Raw genomic sequence first — 18,480 nt, 5'->3', positions numbered from 1 at the left:
TCAATATAGTCTTATTGAAAAATGAAACTTATTTAGTTTTTTTCCGTTCTATTATTAGTTATAAAAGGAGTGATAATATGAGCAAGTTAAAATTACTAGCTGCCATTTCATTCATAATTGGTGGAATATTTACTAGCTATCTAGTAGTAGTAGCGAATGCAACAGGATCAACTGAAAATATGGAGTTTTCTGATTCTAGCAACAAGGAAGTTGTTTCTAAAAAGAAGTTTCTTTCGTTTGCTGGAGTCATTTCAAAAGTTAAACAAGAACATGACTCCATATCTCTCAACGTTAAAGATGAAAAGGCAGAAATGATATTTCCTCTTGCAAATGAGACTCTTGTTGTATCAGCAAATACAGGAAAACGTAATCCCGAACTCATCGAAGGCCAATTTGTTGAAGTTTATTACAATTCCAACAAACCAGTACCAATGATTTATCCTCCTACAATTACACCAGATATCATTGTTGTTGGAGAAGAGTCTGACCTGCAGCAAGTAAAGCTAGATACCTTTGGTCCAAATTTAGTTAGCGAAGACGATAAACTTAAGCTACATATTAGTAGTGATACGGTTATCATTAATACTCAGGGAGAAACAATAGAGGAATTTGACATATCAGGTAATACATTACTAGTTTTTTATACAATTACAACACGAAGCATACCCGCTCAAACAACACCACATATGATTATAGTTATTGATGAATAATGTCATTCGAAAAAGCCTACACCAAATAAGTGTAGGCTTTTCTCGATTAATCTTCCATTGTTGATAAGTCCCCTGTTGGTAAGTCTAATTCCCATGCTTTTAATACACGTCTCATAATCTTACCACTACGCGTCTTCGGCAATTTTGCTCTAAACTCAATTTCACGAGGAGCCGCATGTGCTGCAAGACCTTTTTTTACAAAGTTACGAATATCTTCTTTTAGCTCATCCGTTACTTCATATCCGTCTCTTAAAGCAACAAACGCTTTAATAACCTCCCCTCTTACAGGATCTGGTTTACCGATTACACCAGCTTCTGCAACAGCAGGATGTTCGACTAACTTGCTCTCTACTTCAAATGGTCCTACTCGCTCACCTGAAGTCATAATTACATCATCAATTCGTCCTTGGAACCAGAAATAGCCATCTTCATCCATATAAGCAGAGTCTCCTGAGACGTACCAACCTTCAACTTCAAAGTAACTGTTGTATTTCTCTTCGTTCTTCCAAACAGCACGCATCATAGATGGCCAACCCTTTTTAATTGCAAGATTACCCATGCGATTAGGAGGTAGCTCATTTCCTTTATCATCAATGATTGCTGCTTTCACACCTGGAATCGGTTTACCCATTGATCCAGGACGTACGTCCATTGATGGGTAGTTACAAATAACTTGTGCCCCTGTTTCTGTCATCCACCACGTATCATGAATGCGAAGATCAAACACTTTCTTGCCCCAACGAACAACTTCTGGATTAAGAGGTTCACCGACACTTAACATATGGCGTAGGTTTGAAAGGTCATATTTCTTTACGACCTCATCCCCCGCACTCATTAGCATCCTAAATGCTGTTGGCGCACTATACCAAACAGAAACTTTATACCTTTCTAAAGTTTCATACCAATCCTGAGGACTGAATCTTCCTCCACGAATGACATTTGACACACCAACTAGCCATGGGCCAAAAATTCCATAAGATGTTCCCGTTACCCAACCAGGGTCAGCCGTGCACCAATATACGTCGTCATCCTTTAAATCTAATACCCATTTTGCTGTTTGATAATGCTGAAGCATAGCATTATGCACATGCAAGACACCTTTAGGCTTTCCTGTTGATCCAGATGTATAATGTAAAATTAACCCATCTTCTCTATCAACCCACTCAATATTTAATTCTTCACTTGCAGCATTCAAGCGAGTTAGTAAATTTAAATAGCACCCATTCTCTTCATGTGATTCATCAACAATAAATACCGTTTCAAGATGCGGTAAATCGTCTACTGGAACTCTCTCTAGTAGAGCTGGCGTTGTAATCAGTACCTTCGCTTCACTATCTTCTAAACGATCACGTACTGCTCCTTCCATAAATGCTTCAAACAAAGGCCCAACTATCGCCCCTACTTTTATTGCACCAAGCACAGAAAAGTAAAGTTCAGGTGAACGAGGCATAAAGATAAACACACGATCGCCTTTTTCAACCCCTGCATCTTTCAAGACATTTCCTGCTTTATTCGAATATTTTTTCATATCAGCAAATGTATATTGCTCTTCACGATTGGCATCACTATAGTAGAGTGCTACTTTGCTAGCTTTGCCTTCCTCTACATGGCGATCAATCGCTTCGAATGCTAGATTTACATTTCCTGTTTTACTCCAAGTAAATTGTGATTCTGTTGTCTTCCAATCGAAAGACTGTACAGTCTCTTCATAGTTCTCTAAATTGTGGTTTCCTTTTACAGATGGAAGCGCTTGCATAGCCATAGTACATCTTCCTCTCTTTTATGTATTTTCAATTTATAGTATAATACATCCAGAATATTATATCAATTTCAAATTTTAACAAAAGCCATTTTTTAGGAAAAAAGTTTTATAAAGCGTTTTCGTGACAAAACAATGACGATTAAACACTAGTCTGCCGACATCATGTATAATATAACACAATAGGCTCTGTAAAGGTGGTTACATAATCATGATTCATCAAAAGACATATTACTCAATGGAAGCCCCGTTTCAAGACCGTACTCTTGTATTAGAAGGTCCTCTTTCTTCTGAGAGCATACAGTCTTATGACTTCCATTCAGGTCTTGTTGCTTTTCGCCCCCCCAATCAACAAAAAGAAGCATTGTTAGGTATAGCTGATTTACCAGAAGGACGAATTAATGTCGTACGAGATGGCGATGTAATTGTTGGCTACGTCACTTTTGTGTACCCTGATCCTATGGAACGTTGGTCTGAAGGGAATATGGTTAATTTAATAGAACTGGGCGCAATTGAAATTGCACCGGAATATCGTGGGGCCCAAATTGGAAAGAACCTTCTACGTTTATCCGTACAAGATGATGCAATGGAAGATTATATTATTATTACGACTGAATACTATTGGCATTGGGATTTAAAAGGCAGCGGTTTGGACGTTTGGGAATATAGAAAAATGATGGAGAAAATGATGAATGCGGGCGGCCTAGAATGGTTTGCAACGGATGATCCTGAGATCTGTTCCCACCCAGCTAATTGTTTAATGGCTCGAATTGGAAAACGCGTGGATACAAACTCCATTCAGCAATTTGATCAACTTCGCTTTCAAAATCGATTTATGTACTAAGGTGGTGTATATCAATGATTATTGAACATATTATGAAACGTAGTGTTATCACTCTTACTGAAACATCAACGATAAAAGAAGCAATGCAACTTCTTGAGCAACACCAATTTCGACACATCCCTATTGTGAATGAAAGCAAGAAACTTGTAGGGATTGTCTCAGACAGTGATATTCGAGATGCAAGTCCTTCTATTTTTCATTTCACTGATCACCTTGAAGATTTTCAAAAACCTATCTCATCAATCATGAAACAAAATGTTATTACAGCCCATCCACTTGATTTTGTTGAAGAAGTATCCACCCTTTTTTATGAACATCATATTGGATGCTTACCTATTTTAGACGATGATGAGTTAGTAGGTATTGTTACAGAAACTGACATGCTTCATACATTAGTAGAGTTAATGGGAGCCCATCAACCTAGTTCTCATATTGAGGTGAAAGTTGAGAATATAACTGGAAAACTTTCAGATATTGCTGCTATTTTTAAAGAGTTAAATATGAATATAACAAGTGTTTTAGTTTACCCTCATCAAGATCCGGCTCACAAAATACTTGTATTCCGAGTCCAAACGATTGATCCGAGAAAAGTAGTTAAAGTGATTGAGGAAAAAGGATATGATGTAATTTGGCCAAGTGAGCCGAGGATTGTATGATGAAAAAGGATGCGGTATTTATTTTTTCTAATGAACAACTTGCATACCGTTTTAATGATAAACATCCCTTCAATCACTTACGCCTTCAGCTCACATTTGATTTACTTACAAGTTTACATGCACTAGACTCAAGTCTCATTCTTCCTCCTCGAATGGCTACAGAAGACGAAATTGCTCTTATTCATGATGAAGAATTTATTCATGCGGTTAAATCTGCTAGTAAAGGAACATTGGATGAAGCTATTGCTTCAAATTATGGGCTTGGAACCGAAGATACTCCTATATTCCCCCATATGCATGAAGCGGCGTCCTTACTAGTTGGTGGTACATTGCAAGCAGTAGATGAAGTCATGTCCGGCAATGCGAACCATGCGCTACACCTTGGTGGAGGATTACATCATGGTTTTAAAGGAAAAGCATCAGGCTTTTGTATTTATAATGATAGCTCAATCGCAATTGAATATATGAAAAGAAAATATGATGCACGTGTATTATATATTGATACAGATGCCCACCATGGAGATGGAGTACAATGGTCGTTCTATGATGATCCTGATGTTTGTACACTCAGTATTCATGAAACAGGTCGATACCTCTTTCCTGGCACGGGCCAGGTACATGAAAAAGGATCTGGGAAAGGCTATGGCTTCTCGATCAATGTTCCCGTTGATGCTTTCACGGAGGACGAGTCTTTTTTAAAAGTTTATGATACTGCTTTTCGTGAAATTGTCGAGTTTTTTAAACCTGATGTAATCCTTACTCAAAATGGTGCAGATGCTCATCACTATGATCCGTTAACACACCTCTGTTCAACGATCGAAACGTATAAATATATACCTAAGTTAGCTCATGAGTTAGCTCATGAATATTGTGATGGTAGGTGGATTGCAGTAGGTGGCGGAGGTTATGATATCTGGAGAGTTGTGCCACGAGCTTGGGCCTTAATATGGCTTACCATGACTAATCAATTGAATCATCTTGATCATGAAATCCCACCATCGTGGATTCAAAAATGGTCTGATCAATCAGAAGATCCATTACCTACATTATGGGAGGATGGCAACATCGTACCGAATATCCCTCGCAAACCAGAGATCACAGATAAAAATAATAAAACATTAGAAAAAGCCTTGTTTCACATAAGGAATGAGATGAAACGATGATCTTTTTGTAGCATCAAAAAAAAACGAGAGAGGGTACTGAAAAAGGGAAAATCACCTTTCTCAGTACCCTCATATGTTTCTTTTTTAAACTTCTTAATATCTTGTTAACATCTCCACAATATTTGACACAAGAAGATGCGATTGTTCACTCGCTAGCTCTGTAAATTCTTGAAAATTAATAGAAGCTTCTCCATTTGCTTTGTCTGACATCGAACGAATAATGACAAAAGGAACCTCATTCATCACCGCAACTTGAGCTACTGAGGCTCCTTCCATTTCAACACAGGCTGCAGTAAATTGCTCACGTAAGCTTTTTACATAATCTTTATCTGCGATAAATTGATCTCCACTAACAATTCTTCCTTGAACAACATGGCGTTTCGTCAATGTCTCTGCTGCACGAACTGCTATTCTTCCAAGTTCTTCATCAGCCTGGAAATCAGATGACCCGTCAAAATACGGAATTTGACCTTTTTTAAAACCTAATGCAGTTACATCAAGGTCATGCTGCATTGCACTTGTAGATATAACTAAATCTCCTACATTTAACGATTCGTCCACAGCACCTGCAACACCAGTAAAAAGAAGGTGAGAAATAGCAAACTTATCAATAAGAATTTGAGTTGTAAGAGCTGCATTTACCTTACCTACTCCACTCTTACATAGAATGATATCTTGCTCATGCATCGTACCTTCATAAAAAGTCACAGTAGCGATAGTATGAGTACTTATGACGTTCATTTCTGATTTCATTCTTTCAATTTCTTCATTCATTGCACCAATAATTCCAATTTTCATTTTTACCCTCCTATAGGAACATAAAAAAAGTGACTAATGTAGAGGTACTGAAAAAGACAGATTTCGCCTTTATGTGTATCTCTACTGTAATCGGCAAACACAATATGCCGTAAAGAAGCGTCAAGTTCTAAACTTCTATCGTGATAATAGTGATTACAGGGTTTAGTCACCTTAATATGAGTTAGCGTCTTCATGAGAAGGATCTGAGATGACAATGACTACTCGACGATTTAACTGTAAGTTTTCAACAGTCGTATTTGGTACAACTGGTCTTGTATCGCCGTATCCTGTTGCAATAAAACGCTTAGCCTCAAGGTTATGTGTATCTATTAGAAAACGAATTACACTACTTGCTCTTGCACCAGAAAGTTCCCAATTAGACGGATAACGATAAGTCGAAATGGGCCTACTATCTGTATGTCCTTCCACCTTTACACTATTTGGAATTGCTTTTAGTAATGTACCAACTTTACTTAAGAATGGTTCTGCTTCAGGAAGTAATTCTGCTTCAGCTGTTTCAAATAACGTTCGTTCTTGTAACACGAGAACAACTCCACGGTCATCTCGCGTTGCTGATATCAATTCTTTCAGCTCATTCTGTTCTAGAAAGTCATTAACTTCTTTTAAAAGCTCATCCATCGCTACATTTGTTTCATTCAAAGGGGCTGTCTCCCTACCCAACTCCCCTTCAGCAAAGGGATCTTTTCTCTCTTCTCCCCGCTCTTGACTAGGATTTTCAAATTCAATAGCTGATGGCATATACTCAAAAATTTGTCTTTGATTAAATGAATCAGCAATTGCTCTAAACTTCTGAGCGTCAACAACTGACATGGAAAACAGCAGGATAAAAAAGACTAAAATGAGGGTCATAAGATCTGAAAATGTCACCATCCACTTTGGTGCGCCTTTTTCTTCTTGGCGCTGGCGCTTACGAGGCAACATTTTCTTCACCTAGAACGCCTTCTTCATTTTTTGCTTTATTATTTACAACTGAAAAAGCACTTAATTTTTCTTGAAGGACTTTCGGGTTTTGTCCAGATTGAACACCAATAACACCCTCAATAATGATTTGTTTAATAAATACTTCTTCATCCGTTTTATTACCTAGTTTCGTAGCCATTGGCAAAAAGACTAGATTAGCTAGAACCGTTCCATAAAGAGTTGTTAATAAGGCTACAGCCATATTTGGACCAAGTGTAGCAGGGTCATTTAAATTTTGTAGCATAAGAACAAGACCAACTAACGTTCCTATCATCCCCCAAGCTGGTGCATACTCTCCTGCTTTTTCGATAATAGCCCGTCCTTTACGATGACGTTCTTCCATTGCAACTACTTCTGCCATCATAATATCCTTAATGACATCCGGTTCAATTCCATCTACAGCAAGTAGAACACCTTTCTTAATAAAAGGGTCCTCCACCTCATCTAAACCTGCTTCTAAAGCTAATAACCCTTCACGTCTCGCCTTTGTTGAGAGGTCTACAAAAGTATCAATTAAATTCTCTAAATCGTGATTTTCTGTACGAAATGCTTCCCCTAATACTTTGGGAACCAATTTTAATTCTGCCAAAGAAAACGTAATTATAATTGCTGATACAAGTCCTCCAATTACGATAAGAACTGAAGCGATCTGAATAAAGAAAATAAAACCAGATGGTCCAGAGTTTGAGAAGACAGCCAATAGAATAACAATCACACCTAGCAAGATTCCTATTGGCGTCATAATATCAAATTTTTTCATAATCCTCTCCCAGTGGGCGCTTCATTCCGTTCTGAGTACGTCCTTCTACGTTTCAATTATCCCAACGTAGTTCGTTTGCCAGAATCAAATTTAGCTACCCTTATGATTTCGTTGATTGTCTAAATTCAATTCGGTGCGGGAGCACAACAACATGATCTGTTACTTCTTCTTTGTTCATGAGTTTAGTTAATAAACGCATCGAAACGGCACCAATATCATACATTGGTTGGACAACTGTAGACAACGTTGGGCGAACCATCGTAGCGAGACGCGTATTATCAAATCCTAACACTTCAATGTCATCCGGAATTGATAACCCTTGGTCTTGGGCACCATGAATTACACCTAATGCCATTTCATCCGTAGAAGCAAAGATGACAGAAGGTTTGTTTTCTAGCTCCAAAAATGAATTCATTGCTTCTATACCTGAATCATATGTGTAATCTCCGATGACAACTAATTCCTCATCAAAAGAAAGTCCCGCTCCTTCAATTGCTTCGCGATACCCTAAGAACTTCTGATACCCATTAACCGGATCATCAAGCGTACCTGAAAGCATTCCAATACGAGTATGACCCTTTTCTATTAAATTCGAAATGGCATCATATACAGCTTGTCTATAGTCAATGTTTACTGATGCAATTTCACTATTGGCATCAAGTGTAGCCGCTAAAACAACAGGAACTGGTGAACGCTTAAATTGTTCAACATGCTCTTCAGTAATGTGACCACCCATAAACACAATACCGTCTACTTGTTTCTCAAGTAATGTATTAATTAAATGGATTTCCTTCTCTTGGTTTTGATCCGAGTTACAAAGGATAATATTGTACTTATACATTGTGGCAATATCCTCGATACCTCGTGCTAGCTCAGCAAAGAAAATACTTGAAATATCAGGTATAATCACTCCAACAGTTGTCGTTTTCTTACTAGCGAGTCCTCTTGCCACAGCATTCGGGCGATAACCAAGTCTCTCAATTGCTTCTAACACTTTCTTTCTTGTTGCTGGTTTTACATTAGGATTTCCGTTTACGACACGTGAAACGGTCGCCATCGAAACACCTGCTTCTCTTGCTACATCATAGATTGTTGTATTCACTAGGATCCTCCTTAATTTTTGAAAATAATCTTTTCGTTTTCATGATTGTATAGATATCATACGATACTATGAAGAGGTCCGCAATGTTCTACACTATTTATATCGACAACCTTCAAATATTTTTCATAGTATTTTCAAAAAAAACTGCGTTCATTCTCCAATTTTCGCTTCTTATTGACAAAAAGAGAGGGGATGTCCTAAAAGGTCTGCTTTGACCTTTTAGGACATCCCCGAAGCAATCAGCGGAGTAGCTACATCTTTAAAAAGCCTTGAGAGGAGTGTTTTTCTCCTCTCAAGGCGCGTAGCGAAACGGAGTCATTGCTACCTCTGTTCCGCACTTTTACAGTCTCTAAGTATTACCCCTTATATAATCCCGAAGCTTTCAAATCATCAATAAATTTATTGAATTGAGGAATATCCATTTGTTGTGCTGAATCAGATAAAGCTACTGCAGGATCTGGATGAACCTCTGCCATGATTGCATCTGCACCGATAGCTAATGCTGCTTTAGCTGTAGGGAGTAAAAGATCACGACGGCCTGTAGAATGTGTCACATCAACTAACACTGGCAAGTGAGTTTCTTGTTTTAAGATTGGAACCGCTGAGATGTCTAACGTATTTCTAGTAGCTGTCTCGTATGTGCGAATCCCACGCTCACATAACATTAAATTGCTGTTCCCTTTTGCTACGATGTATTCTGCAGCATGGATAAATTCTTGTATTGTTGCAGATAGTCCACGTTTTAATAATACAGGCTTATCAACCGCACCAGCAGCTTTTAATAACTCAAAGTTTTGCATGTTACGAGCACCAATTTGAATTACATCTAGGTAATCTACAGCTGTTTCAATATCAGATGGATTTACGATTTCACTAATAACTACCATGTCGAGTTCATCAGCAACTTGCTTTAAGATTTTCAGCCCCTCTAATCCTAAACCTTGGAAATCGTAAGGAGACGTACGAGGTTTAAACGCTCCCCCACGTAACAACTTAATTCCTCGTTCTTTAAGAGCTTTCGCAACGGTTAATACTTGCTCGTAGCTCTCAACTGCACATGGCCCCATAACAAGACGCTGCTGTCCATCCCCCATCATAACACCCTTAAGATCGACAACGGTATTTTCAGGGTGCTTTTTACGTGAAACTAGCAATGCCTTACTGTTATCTTCCTCTTGCAGTTCAAGACTTGCTTTGAAAATTTGTTTAAACAAATGTTGTAATGTAGATGTCTCAAATGGACCTTTATTATTTGCGGCAATATGGTCAAGCATGCTACGCTCTCTTACCGGATCAAATCGATTTACACCTTGTGTACTTTTTACTTTTCCAATTTCTTGAACAAGACGAGCTCGCTCATTGATTGTTTCAAGAAGCTTTAGGTTCACCTCGTCTAACTCAGTTCTCAACACATCTAATTGGTCATTACTCACTATTCTCCACTCCCTTTTACAATGCTTCTTTTGTATTTAAATTTATTATATATGAAAATTCAGTGAATGTCACGACTTTTTTCTTTAGCGCTTTTAAGCTTTTAAGCTTTTATGTATTAAAGTATGTTTTTAGTTTGTATTTTTTCTTATTAATTATCTTATATATTGCGTAAAGGTCTTTCCAACAAAAATAAGAAACCCCCCATTCCTTAAGGATGAGAGGTTTTGTTATTACAAGATTATTTCGATTGTGATTGTGCTGCCGCCGCTTCTTCTTCTATCTTTGATTGAATGTCATTCACTTCTTGTTTGACTGTCTCAGCAATTTCTTCACCAGAATTTTGAACTTCTCCAGCTAGGTCTCCTACAACTTCTTCAGCTGAGTTTGCCGTTTCTTCAACCTCAGTTTTTAAATTTGATGTTGCCTCCTTCACCTTGTCAACAACTTGTGCTGATTGATCGGTTACGACTTTAGCAATGTTGGACGATTTTTCCTTTGCATAAGTAGCCCACTCGTTTCCTTTATCATATGCAGTCGATGTTAATTGAGTCGTTTTATCACGTGCAATTTGTGCCTGTTCGTTAATATCACTACGGAGTTCTTTCCCCGATTTAGGTGCCAAAAATAAGGCTGCTGAAGCACCTACAATCCCACCAATTAATGATCCAATTAAAAAATCCTTTGTGTTCATGCTATTCTTATCGCTCATAACCTTTCTCCTCCTTTAATTCACTCTGTTCTTTTTTTTGTTTAAATTTTGAATATAAATCAATTGCGACATTGCCCCATTGAACGGCTTTTGCAATTTGATCCGATTGTTTAACAACTTGAGTTGAGACTGTATCAGAAACATGTCTGATGGACTTATTGACTTGCCCAACCGAATCGCCAAGATCCTTTACTGATGCAAATACTGTATTCAATGATTCCGATTTCTCTTGAAGATCATCAGCTAAGCGATTCGTACGATGTAACAATTCCTCAGTCTCTTTTGTGATTCCTGTTACTTGTTTTTCTAATCCAGCCATTGTATTCGCAACATGATCAAGTGTTCGATTTGCTGATTTCAATGTTCGAACCAAATATAAGACTAGTACTGCAAAGGCGATTGCAGCTACTAACGCACTTATGTACAATAAACTTTCCATTATAGATCTTCACCTCCTTGACTTTCCGATCTATAATTCGTAATACCCAATCTCACGCGATATTAAACCTCTCAATATAATAATAATTCGCGATTGTCTCAGAATCTCCTGCATCTTTTCGCAATTACTGTTATGTTTTCCTCTTATCGTATACAATAAGACAGAACATTTAAGGAGGAATTTGAATGAGAGATCCAAGAATTCAAACATTAGCCAAAAATTTAATTACCTATTCGGTTGAGTTAAAAAAAGGGGAAAAAGTTTTAATAGAAAATTTCGGTCTTCAACGCGAGCTAGTTACTGCACTTGTACAAGAAGCCTATCTTGCTGGCGGATTTCCATTTGTCTTATTAAAGGATCATCAAGTGGATCGTTCTTTGCTAATAGGCGCACAAGAAGAACAACTTGAACTGATGGCTACCTTTGAAGCTCAAGTTATGAGCGAGATGGATGCATACATTGGCCTGCGTGCAGGTGACAATATTTCAGAACTCTCCGATGTTCCAAATGATAAAATGGCTTTACACGGCAGAACAGTTGGTACAAAGGTTCACAGAGAAATTCGTGTTCCTAAAACAAAGTGGGTTGTTTTAAGATATCCAAGCTCGTCTATGGCACAGTTAGCTAACACAAGTACAGAAGCATTTGAAGATTTTTATTTTAATGTTTGTAATTTAGACTATAGCAAAATGGATGAAGCGATGAATTCATTAGTTGCCTTATTAGACCGCACGAACAAAGTACAACTGAAAGGTCCAGGTACTGACTTAACTTTTTCAGTAAAAGATATCCCGTCTATCAAATGTGCTGGAAAACGCAATATACCAGATGGTGAAGTTTACACAGCTCCTATTCGCGATTCAATTAACGGAACGATTACATACAATACACCTTCTCCATATCAAGGTTTCACGTTTGAAAATATTTCATTTACATTTGAAAATGGAAAGATTGTTGAAGCTTCAGCAAACGATTCTGAGAGAATTAATAAAATATTAAATACTGATGAGGGAGCTAGATTTATTGGGGAATTCGCGATAGGTGTAAACCCATACATTCAACATCCGATGAAAGACATTCTTTTTGATGAAAAAATTGATGGAAGCTTTCATTTCACACCAGGACAATGTTATGAAGAAGCTTCAAACGGTAACTCATCTAGCATTCATTGGGACATCGTGATGATTCAACGTCCAGAATACGGTGGTGGTGAAATCTATTTTGACGACGTTCTCATTCGCAAAGATGGTCGTTTTGTAGTACCAGAACTAGAAGCTCTAAACCCAGAGAACTTAAAATAAAAAAACAAAAAGGGTGACTCACAACGTTTGAGTCACCCTGTTCTTAATGGGAAATTGCTTTTTCATAAGCTTGTTGAAACTTTTGAATATCGCCAGCCCCCATAAAAAGAAGAACACCATTTTCGTGCTTTTTTAGCACATCGATCGATTCTTCCGTTATTAAGTGTGCATTTGGAATTAGATCCTTTAAATCACCAATCGTTAAGGACCCAGCTTGCTCTCTTGCTGAACCAAAAATATCACACAAATAAACAACGTCTGCCTGTTTTAAGGACTCAGCAAATTCGTTAATAAATGTTTTCGTTCTTGTAAATGTGTGTGGCTGAAAAATAGCTACGACATTGTAATCTGGGTATTTTTGTTTCGTCGCTTCAATGGTCGCTGCAATTTCAGTTGGGTGATGAGCGTAGTCATCAATTAACACTTGTTTATCGATCACTTTTTCCGTAAAGCGGCGTTTAACACCTTTGAATGTCTTTAAGTGCGTTGCAACCACATCTGCCGGTACATTTTCATAATGACAAAGCGCAATGACGGCTAAGGCGTTTAAGACGTTATGCTTTCCGTAGCCTGGAATAATAAATGTTCCATATAGGCTATTACGAACGTACACATCAAATTGTGTACCTTCATTTGTTGTCTCTACATTTCTAGCTTGGAAGTCGTTATGTTCTCCGAAACCATAATATACAACAGGAACATTGGCATGAATTCCCTGTAAATGTTCATCATCACCACATGCTACAATCGCTTTCTTCACTTGCATGGCCATTTCTTGAAATGCAGAAAAGACATCTTGAACATCTTTAAAGTAATCTGGATGATCGAAATCAATGTTTGTCATAATACAATAGTCAGGTTTATAGTTCAAGAAGTGACGACGATATTCACAAGCCTCAAATGCAAAATACGTGGAATCCTCTTCTCCTTTTCCTGTACCATCACCAATTAAATAAGAAGTAGGAAAAGCTGAGCCTAAGACGTGAGCTAACAACCCCGTTGTTGATGTCTTTCCATGGGCTCCCGTTACCGCAATACTTGTAAAGTTTTGAATGAATTCGCCTAAGAAGATTGGGTATTTTTTCACTTCAATACCTAATTCATGAGCTCTTTGTACTTCTTCATGATCATCACCATAAGCTGCCGATACAATCACTTGTTGATCACTTTTAATATTGTTACGTTCAAAAGGCAATAAATTAATTCCTTTTTGTTCAAGAGGGCGCTGTGTAAAAAACTGTTTCTCAACATCCGACCCTTGAACTTGTTTTTTCATATCATGTAAAACTTGAGCGAGTGCGCTCATACCAGAACCTTTTATACCAATAAAGTGGAAATTTGTCATATTTGGACCTCCAAAATTCACATGGTTTTCTTGCGTCCAATGGTGTCATTACTGCATTTGTTAAAAATGTTCTCTCTTATTGAAGCAACCCTTTTATACATTTGCATTGACCCATTATATCAGAAAACGACGCTATCACCAATTTGAGCCATTCTTCTGTATTCACCCCATAGTATATGATATAACACGAAGAAAAGACCCTCTTAAGTAGAGGCTACAGAAAAAGGTTCACTTTTTCCTTTTCTGTAGCCTCTACGCTTTAAAAGGAACCGATATTGTGAGTATATCTTACGCCTTACAACTATAATTATAGAAATTAGAATTGTAAGGCAAAACGCACGGATCCATTGTTACTTCCTTAATTTACTCTACTATTTGTAGTCTTGGGTTATCACGGTATCGTCGACCAGCCTTAGCTTGATGCTCACCATTCAACAGAACATTGTCTCCAGTAAAACCAATGTTAAGCTTCAATAAGCTTCCTCCAACACCATAAATGTCAACTGGAACGCCTGCTTCTTCATATTCTCTTATTCTTGTAGCAGTAAAGCCACCAGTAGCAATAATTTTAATATGCTCAAATCCTTCCTTATCTAACGCTTCTCTTAAAGCAAAGATTAAAGTCGGATTTGCACCACGCGGGTCAAAAGCCCCCATGACTTCTGGCTTCCGGCAAAAATACTGATCAACCATCGTTCTCGATGTATCAACTCTTACTCCTTTAAGCTCCGTGCCGAATTCACGTGCCACTTTTAAGGAATCCGTAATAACATCATTATTGTAATCAACAAGGGCCATCAAATCATCTTCTGGATACGTTTCTTTGTACGCACGAGTTGCAGCAACAACATCTCCTTGAAACAGCTGGATTAAGGCGTGAGGCATCGTTCCCATTCCTTTTTTCCCCCACCATTCGTTCATTGCATGTGTCGCTTGTGCTTTTGATCCTCCAATAAAGGCTGCATAGCCATCTCCAGATTGCTGTGTAAAATGATCATCACGATCGCCCATGAAAATAATAGGTTTTTGAATTCCAGATTGTCTAGCAGCCTTAGCTACATTATAGACATTTGTAGCTACAGATGTGCGCCTCGCAAAAATCCCATCGATAATCCCCTCTAAATAGCCAAAATCTTCATATTTCCCAGTAATTGTTAATACTGTTTCGAATGGTTTAATTTTATCCCCATCTTCTAAAGACCTAATTTCAAGCTCACTTGCGTTTTGGGCAAATGTTTTTATTAATGCAATGACTTCATCTGTCCCACATAAAACCGCATGTTCCTTTTGAAAAAATTGCATTGTGACAATGTTATTTGGACGATATTTTTCAACAATCTCTCTTGTTTTCAAAAAATAAACGGCAGAGAACCAGCCCTCTTGAACACGTTCATCAAATTTGAAAGTTTCGTTTGTTAAACGTTTTATTTCTCCATTCAATTTCCGTGTAATCTCTTTCATCCATCTAAACTCCTTGTAATAGACCATTCAGCAGTAGAATAGGTAACGTTTTTATCTTACTATCATATATAACCTTTTCCATTAAGACAAGGTAAAATATAGTAGAACTACGTTACCTCTCTTTTTGATAGAGAACTTCCTCAAGTTCGATTTCATCAACAAGTACATGTCTTGGCTTACTCCCCTTCGCTTCAGATACAATTCCTCTTTCCTCCATCATATCAATAAGTCTAGCTGCTCGGTTATAACCAACACGGAATCGTCTTTGTAAACTTGATGCTGAGGCTGATCCCTGGTCAATAACAAAATAACAAGCTTCTTCAAAATGCTCATCATCAACGGCTTCATGGGCAACATGCTTTAATTGCTCCGTTTGCAATAAGTACTCAGGCTCTCTTTGCTTCTTCACGTGCGCAACAACATCTTCAATCTCTTCATCAGATACGAAAGTTCCTTGAACACGAACAGGTTTCGGCGAGCCATTTTCATGAAAGAGCATATCCCCTTTACCTAGCAATCTCTCAGCTCCTCCCATATCCAAAATCGTTCTTGAATCGGTTTGAGAGGATACCGAGAAGGCAATTCTTGTTGGGATATTCGCCTTAATCAACCCAGTAATGACATCGACTGATGGCCTCTGAGTTGCAAGCAATAAGTGAATTCCACATGCTCTTGCTTTTTGCGCAATCCGACAAACTGAATCTTCCACCTCTTGTGGGGAAACCATCATTAAATCAGCTAATTCGTCGATGACTACTAAAATAAATGGAAGAGCAGGCTTATCAGGAGATTCAGAATAGATCTCATTATATCTGCCTACATCACGTACTCCTTGTTGACTAAACAATTCATATCTACGTTCCATCTCCAGAACAACCCACTTCAGTGCAGCAGTTGCTTGTTTTGCATCTGTAATAACCGGAGTAACTAGATGTGGAAGTCCATTATATGGAGCTAATTCAACCATTTTAGGGTCAATTAACATTAACTTCACTTCATCTGGAGTCGCTTTAAATAACAAGCTAATAAGAACGGAATTAATACAAACACTTTTCCCCGAACCAGTAGCACCTGCTACAAGTCCATGAGGCATTTTCTTTAAATCCGTGACGATAGGTTGTCCGGAGATATCCAGTCCTAGTGCAACCGTTAATGGTGACTCAGAACGTATAAAGTTTTTCCTACGTAGAATTTCACGTAAAAAAACTGGGGTAGACGTGCGATTAGGAACTTCTATGCCGATCGTGTTTTTACCTGGAATTGGCGCTTCAATTCGAATATCTTTGGCAGCTAAAGCCAGCTTCATATCATCGGTTAACCCCGTTATCTTTGTTACTTTCACACCCCGCCCAGGTTGAACCTCAAACCTTGTAACAGAAGGACCTTTCGTTACGTGAACAACTTTTGCATCAACATGAAAACTTTGCAACGCTTCTTCTAAAATCGCACCTTGTTCCTTAAGCCATTCAGACTCATCCTGTTCCTGTAATTCAGGGTAATTAAGTAGTCGAATACTAGGATAAGAGTAATCGATTGGGCTTTTTTCAGGCGGAGGCGTAGATACTTGAGTCTGTTTCCTTTTTCGATCCTGTGGCAGCATCATCACATTAAAAGGAATTGCCGCTTTTTTAGGTTTGCTCTCTTCAGAAGTCTTGTGATCCTGTTTTTCCTTTTTTAGTTTCATAGATTCAACAGAAGAACTTTCAACTTCTCCTGTTTTATGATTTGGAGATTTCTCATCTGTTTTTAGAAAGCTCTCTTGATTCCCTTCCAACTCCGAAGCAGCGGGCTCTATGTATTTCTCTTCTTCAACTTTTCTTTCTTCTTGTTCTACTTCTGTTAGTTCTACTGATTCTTCTACTTCTATTAGTTCTACTGATTGTTCTACTTCTGTTAATTCTACTTCTTCTACTGGTTGTGCTACTTCTATACCTTCTTCTAGTTCTATTTCCGCTTCATTTTTTTCATTAATTTCCTCAATTCCTTCTCTTACTTCCTCTACAGTTTCTTCGACACCAGCTTCGCTTATTTCCTCTGTTTTCCCCGCTAATTCTTCTACAACTGTATCAAAAGTTGTAGTTTTCTCCTGTGCTATTCTTTCTTCTTCTTGCTGAGATGTTGCTCGTGCTAACGCTTCTTCTAGAATGGTTGGTACGCCATAGGGCTTTCCTTTCATTTCATTTGAGCCCATTTCAAGCTCACTTGTTGAACCTTTGCCTTTTTGAATCACTTCTTCACTTGAAATTTGAATTTCTTCTAAAGGATTCTTTTGTTCGAGTATTGGCTTAATCTCATTTTGTAAATTCTCTGTGACGTTTTTCTCTAATTTCTTTTCTGATTGTTCGCCTATATGAGGTTTGGTTTCCTTATTGCTTTTATTCTCGAATGGGAGAACGGATAAGGTATCACCCAATTTACTTTTTGCCGATTCTCTTGCTTTAAATCCATATACTGGAGATGGAATCTCCGATAGCTTAAACTCTGATTTCGAGTTAGAGTTCCATGTTGGATCAACCTTTTCCACACGTTTTTCCTTGTACACTGTGGAATTTTTTGATCTTTTTTCAAACTTTTGCTTCCTTTTCTTTGGTGTGCTCTCTTTTAGTTGTGGTTGATCATCAATTAAAGGAAAGCGAAAATTCCCTTTTTTCGGATATTGATAAACGACCTTAGACTCATTTTTTTTATTTTCTACTTGAAACGACTTATACGTCGTCTGCGCTCGATTCTGCCCCGCTTCGATTTCCTTTTCTTCCGTAGGCTCTCCGCTTAAAAATTGTTGGAGTCTCCTCATCCAGCGATGCAATGTTCCCATTGTGATCACTCTCTTTCTTCAATCATTTCTTTTGGTAACGATAGAAAAAGGCTGACTCATACCAATCTAATCAATGTTAGAAGTGATCTGTTCCTAGTATACGAACAGAGTCATTGGACTTGAGACAACCTTATATCATCACAGTTATTTGAACATGGCACCAATCTCATATCAATCGTCTCTGGCAAACAAATCTTTTTCAC

The 18,480-nt window shown here is 38.0% G+C and carries 16 protein-coding genes; 5 read left to right on the top strand and 11 right to left on the bottom strand.

Annotated elements, in window-relative coordinates; translation table 11 throughout:
• Positions 1-77 precede the first annotated feature (77 nt).
• Entirely contained in the window at positions 78-710 is a 633-nt protein-coding gene (locus AC1FXP_RS08725; protein WP_480060408.1) for a hypothetical protein, read from the top strand.
• A gap of 46 nt (positions 711-756) precedes the next feature.
• On the opposite strand, the gene acsA is transcribed toward AC1FXP_RS08725, so the two are convergent.
• Positions 757-2,472, bottom strand: a complete 1,716-nt coding sequence (acsA, locus tag AC1FXP_RS08720; protein WP_480060406.1) for an acetate--CoA ligase — start codon at positions 2,470-2,472, stop codon at positions 757-759.
• A gap of 208 nt (positions 2,473-2,680) precedes the next feature.
• Here acsA and AC1FXP_RS08715 point away from each other — a divergent pair, with 208 nt between their 5' ends.
• Genes AC1FXP_RS08715 through AC1FXP_RS08705 form a run of 3 tightly spaced genes read left to right on the top strand, consistent with a single transcriptional unit; the run spans position 2,681 to position 5,132 of the window.
• Positions 2,681-3,313, top strand: coding sequence for a GNAT family N-acetyltransferase (locus tag AC1FXP_RS08715; protein WP_480060404.1), 633 nt, complete (start codon positions 2,681-2,683; stop codon positions 3,311-3,313).
• Between the two features lie 14 nt (positions 3,314-3,327).
• Positions 3,328-3,969 carry an acetoin utilization AcuB family protein gene (locus AC1FXP_RS08710; RefSeq protein ID WP_480060402.1) on the top strand — a complete coding sequence of 214 codons (642 nt, stop codon included), beginning with the start codon at positions 3,328-3,330 and terminating at the stop codon, positions 3,967-3,969.
• A complete protein-coding gene (locus tag AC1FXP_RS08705; protein ID WP_480060966.1) occupies positions 3,969-5,132 on the top strand; it encodes an acetoin utilization protein AcuC in 1,164 nt (387 codons plus the stop codon). Before AC1FXP_RS08710 ends, AC1FXP_RS08705 begins: the two co-directional genes overlap by 1 nt.
• Positions 5,133-5,225: 93 nt before the next feature.
• Here AC1FXP_RS08705 and AC1FXP_RS08700 read toward each other — a convergent pair whose 3' ends face one another.
• The 7 genes from AC1FXP_RS08700 to AC1FXP_RS08670 form a co-directional block, all read right to left on the bottom strand.
• Positions 5,226-5,930, bottom strand: a complete 705-nt coding sequence (locus AC1FXP_RS08700; RefSeq protein WP_480060400.1) for a 5'-methylthioadenosine/adenosylhomocysteine nucleosidase — start codon at positions 5,928-5,930, stop codon at positions 5,226-5,228.
• Between the two features lie 171 nt (positions 5,931-6,101).
• Positions 6,102-6,872, bottom strand: coding sequence for a flagellar motor protein MotS (gene motS / locus AC1FXP_RS08695; protein ID WP_480060964.1), 771 nt, complete (start codon positions 6,870-6,872; stop codon positions 6,102-6,104).
• Positions 6,859-7,671 carry a flagellar motor protein MotP gene (gene motP / locus AC1FXP_RS08690; protein WP_480060398.1) on the bottom strand — a complete coding sequence of 271 codons (813 nt, stop codon included), beginning with the start codon at positions 7,669-7,671 and terminating at the stop codon, positions 6,859-6,861. The genes motS and motP overlap by 14 nt, the downstream gene beginning before the upstream one ends.
• 100 nt (positions 7,672-7,771) lie before the next feature.
• Positions 7,772-8,773: a catabolite control protein A gene (gene ccpA, locus AC1FXP_RS08685; protein ID WP_480060396.1), complete on the bottom strand. Its 1,002-nt coding sequence runs from the start codon at positions 8,771-8,773 to the stop codon at positions 7,772-7,774.
• A gap of 356 nt (positions 8,774-9,129) precedes the next feature.
• A complete protein-coding gene (locus tag AC1FXP_RS08680; RefSeq protein WP_480060394.1) occupies positions 9,130-10,206 on the bottom strand; it encodes a bifunctional 3-deoxy-7-phosphoheptulonate synthase/chorismate mutase in 1,077 nt (358 codons plus the stop codon).
• A 239-nt stretch (positions 10,207-10,445) separates the two neighbouring features.
• Positions 10,446-10,916, bottom strand: a complete 471-nt coding sequence (locus tag AC1FXP_RS08675) for a YtxH domain-containing protein (RefSeq protein ID WP_480060392.1) — start codon at positions 10,914-10,916, stop codon at positions 10,446-10,448.
• A complete protein-coding gene (locus AC1FXP_RS08670) occupies positions 10,906-11,355 on the bottom strand; it encodes a DUF948 domain-containing protein (RefSeq protein ID WP_480060390.1) in 450 nt (149 codons plus the stop codon). The genes AC1FXP_RS08675 and AC1FXP_RS08670 overlap by 11 nt, the downstream gene beginning before the upstream one ends.
• A 185-nt stretch (positions 11,356-11,540) precedes the next feature.
• Between AC1FXP_RS08670 and AC1FXP_RS08665 the strand changes: the two genes are divergently transcribed.
• Complete coding sequence (locus tag AC1FXP_RS08665; protein WP_480060388.1) at positions 11,541-12,656, top strand: aminopeptidase; 1,116 nt, start codon at positions 11,541-11,543, stop codon at positions 12,654-12,656.
• Positions 12,657-12,699: 43 nt separating this feature from the next.
• Here the strand turns inward: AC1FXP_RS08665 and murC are convergent, their stop codons facing one another.
• From murC to AC1FXP_RS08650, 3 genes are all read right to left on the bottom strand, one after another.
• Positions 12,700-14,001 (bottom strand): UDP-N-acetylmuramate--L-alanine ligase, encoded by a 1,302-nt coding sequence (murC, locus tag AC1FXP_RS08660; protein ID WP_480060386.1) that lies wholly within the window; start codon positions 13,999-14,001, stop codon positions 12,700-12,702.
• Positions 14,002-14,364: 363 nt separating this feature from the next.
• Complete coding sequence (locus tag AC1FXP_RS08655) at positions 14,365-15,462, bottom strand: nicotinate phosphoribosyltransferase (protein ID WP_480060384.1); 1,098 nt, start codon at positions 15,460-15,462, stop codon at positions 14,365-14,367.
• A gap of 112 nt (positions 15,463-15,574) precedes the next feature.
• Positions 15,575-18,277, bottom strand: a complete 2,703-nt coding sequence (locus tag AC1FXP_RS08650) for a DNA translocase FtsK (RefSeq protein ID WP_480060382.1) — start codon at positions 18,275-18,277, stop codon at positions 15,575-15,577.
• Positions 18,278-18,480: the final 203 nt, after the last annotated feature.

It is taken from the genome of Halalkalibacter sp. HAAS-P013 (assembly GCF_056619925.1).
Note: the sequence above shows the minus strand (reverse complement) of the source record. Positions and strands in the feature narration are given on the sequence as shown.

Bases quoted from the DNA above. Each gene is read 5' to 3' on its own strand.
- AC1FXP_RS08715 (WP_480060404.1), top strand. From the start codon at position 2,681: ATGATTCATCAAAAGACATATTACTCAATGGAAGCCCCGTTTCAAGAC.
- AC1FXP_RS08725 (WP_480060408.1), top strand. From the start codon at position 78: ATGAGCAAGTTAAAATTACTAGCTGCCATTTCATTCATAATTGGTGGA.
- acsA (WP_480060406.1), bottom strand. From the start codon at position 2,472: ATGGCTATGCAAGCGCTTCCATCTGTAAAAGGAAACCACAATTTAGAG.
- AC1FXP_RS08700 (WP_480060400.1), bottom strand. From the start codon at position 5,930: ATGAAAATTGGAATTATTGGTGCAATGAATGAAGAAATTGAAAGAATG.
- motS (WP_480060964.1), bottom strand. From the start codon at position 6,872: ATGTTGCCTCGTAAGCGCCAGCGCCAAGAAGAAAAAGGCGCACCAAAG.
- AC1FXP_RS08650 (WP_480060382.1), bottom strand. From the start codon at position 18,277: ATGGGAACATTGCATCGCTGGATGAGGAGACTCCAACAATTTTTAAGC.
- AC1FXP_RS08665 (WP_480060388.1), top strand. From the start codon at position 11,541: ATGAGAGATCCAAGAATTCAAACATTAGCCAAAAATTTAATTACCTAT.
- AC1FXP_RS08710 (WP_480060402.1), top strand. From the start codon at position 3,328: ATGATTATTGAACATATTATGAAACGTAGTGTTATCACTCTTACTGAA.
- murC (WP_480060386.1), bottom strand. From the start codon at position 14,001: ATGACAAATTTCCACTTTATTGGTATAAAAGGTTCTGGTATGAGCGCA.
- AC1FXP_RS08675 (WP_480060392.1), bottom strand. From the start codon at position 10,916: ATGAGCGATAAGAATAGCATGAACACAAAGGATTTTTTAATTGGATCA.
- motP (WP_480060398.1), bottom strand. From the start codon at position 7,671: ATGAAAAAATTTGATATTATGACGCCAATAGGAATCTTGCTAGGTGTG.
- AC1FXP_RS08705 (WP_480060966.1), top strand. From the start codon at position 3,969: ATGAAAAAGGATGCGGTATTTATTTTTTCTAATGAACAACTTGCATAC.
- AC1FXP_RS08670 (WP_480060390.1), bottom strand. From the start codon at position 11,355: ATGGAAAGTTTATTGTACATAAGTGCGTTAGTAGCTGCAATCGCCTTT.
- AC1FXP_RS08655 (WP_480060384.1), bottom strand. From the start codon at position 15,462: ATGAAAGAGATTACACGGAAATTGAATGGAGAAATAAAACGTTTAACA.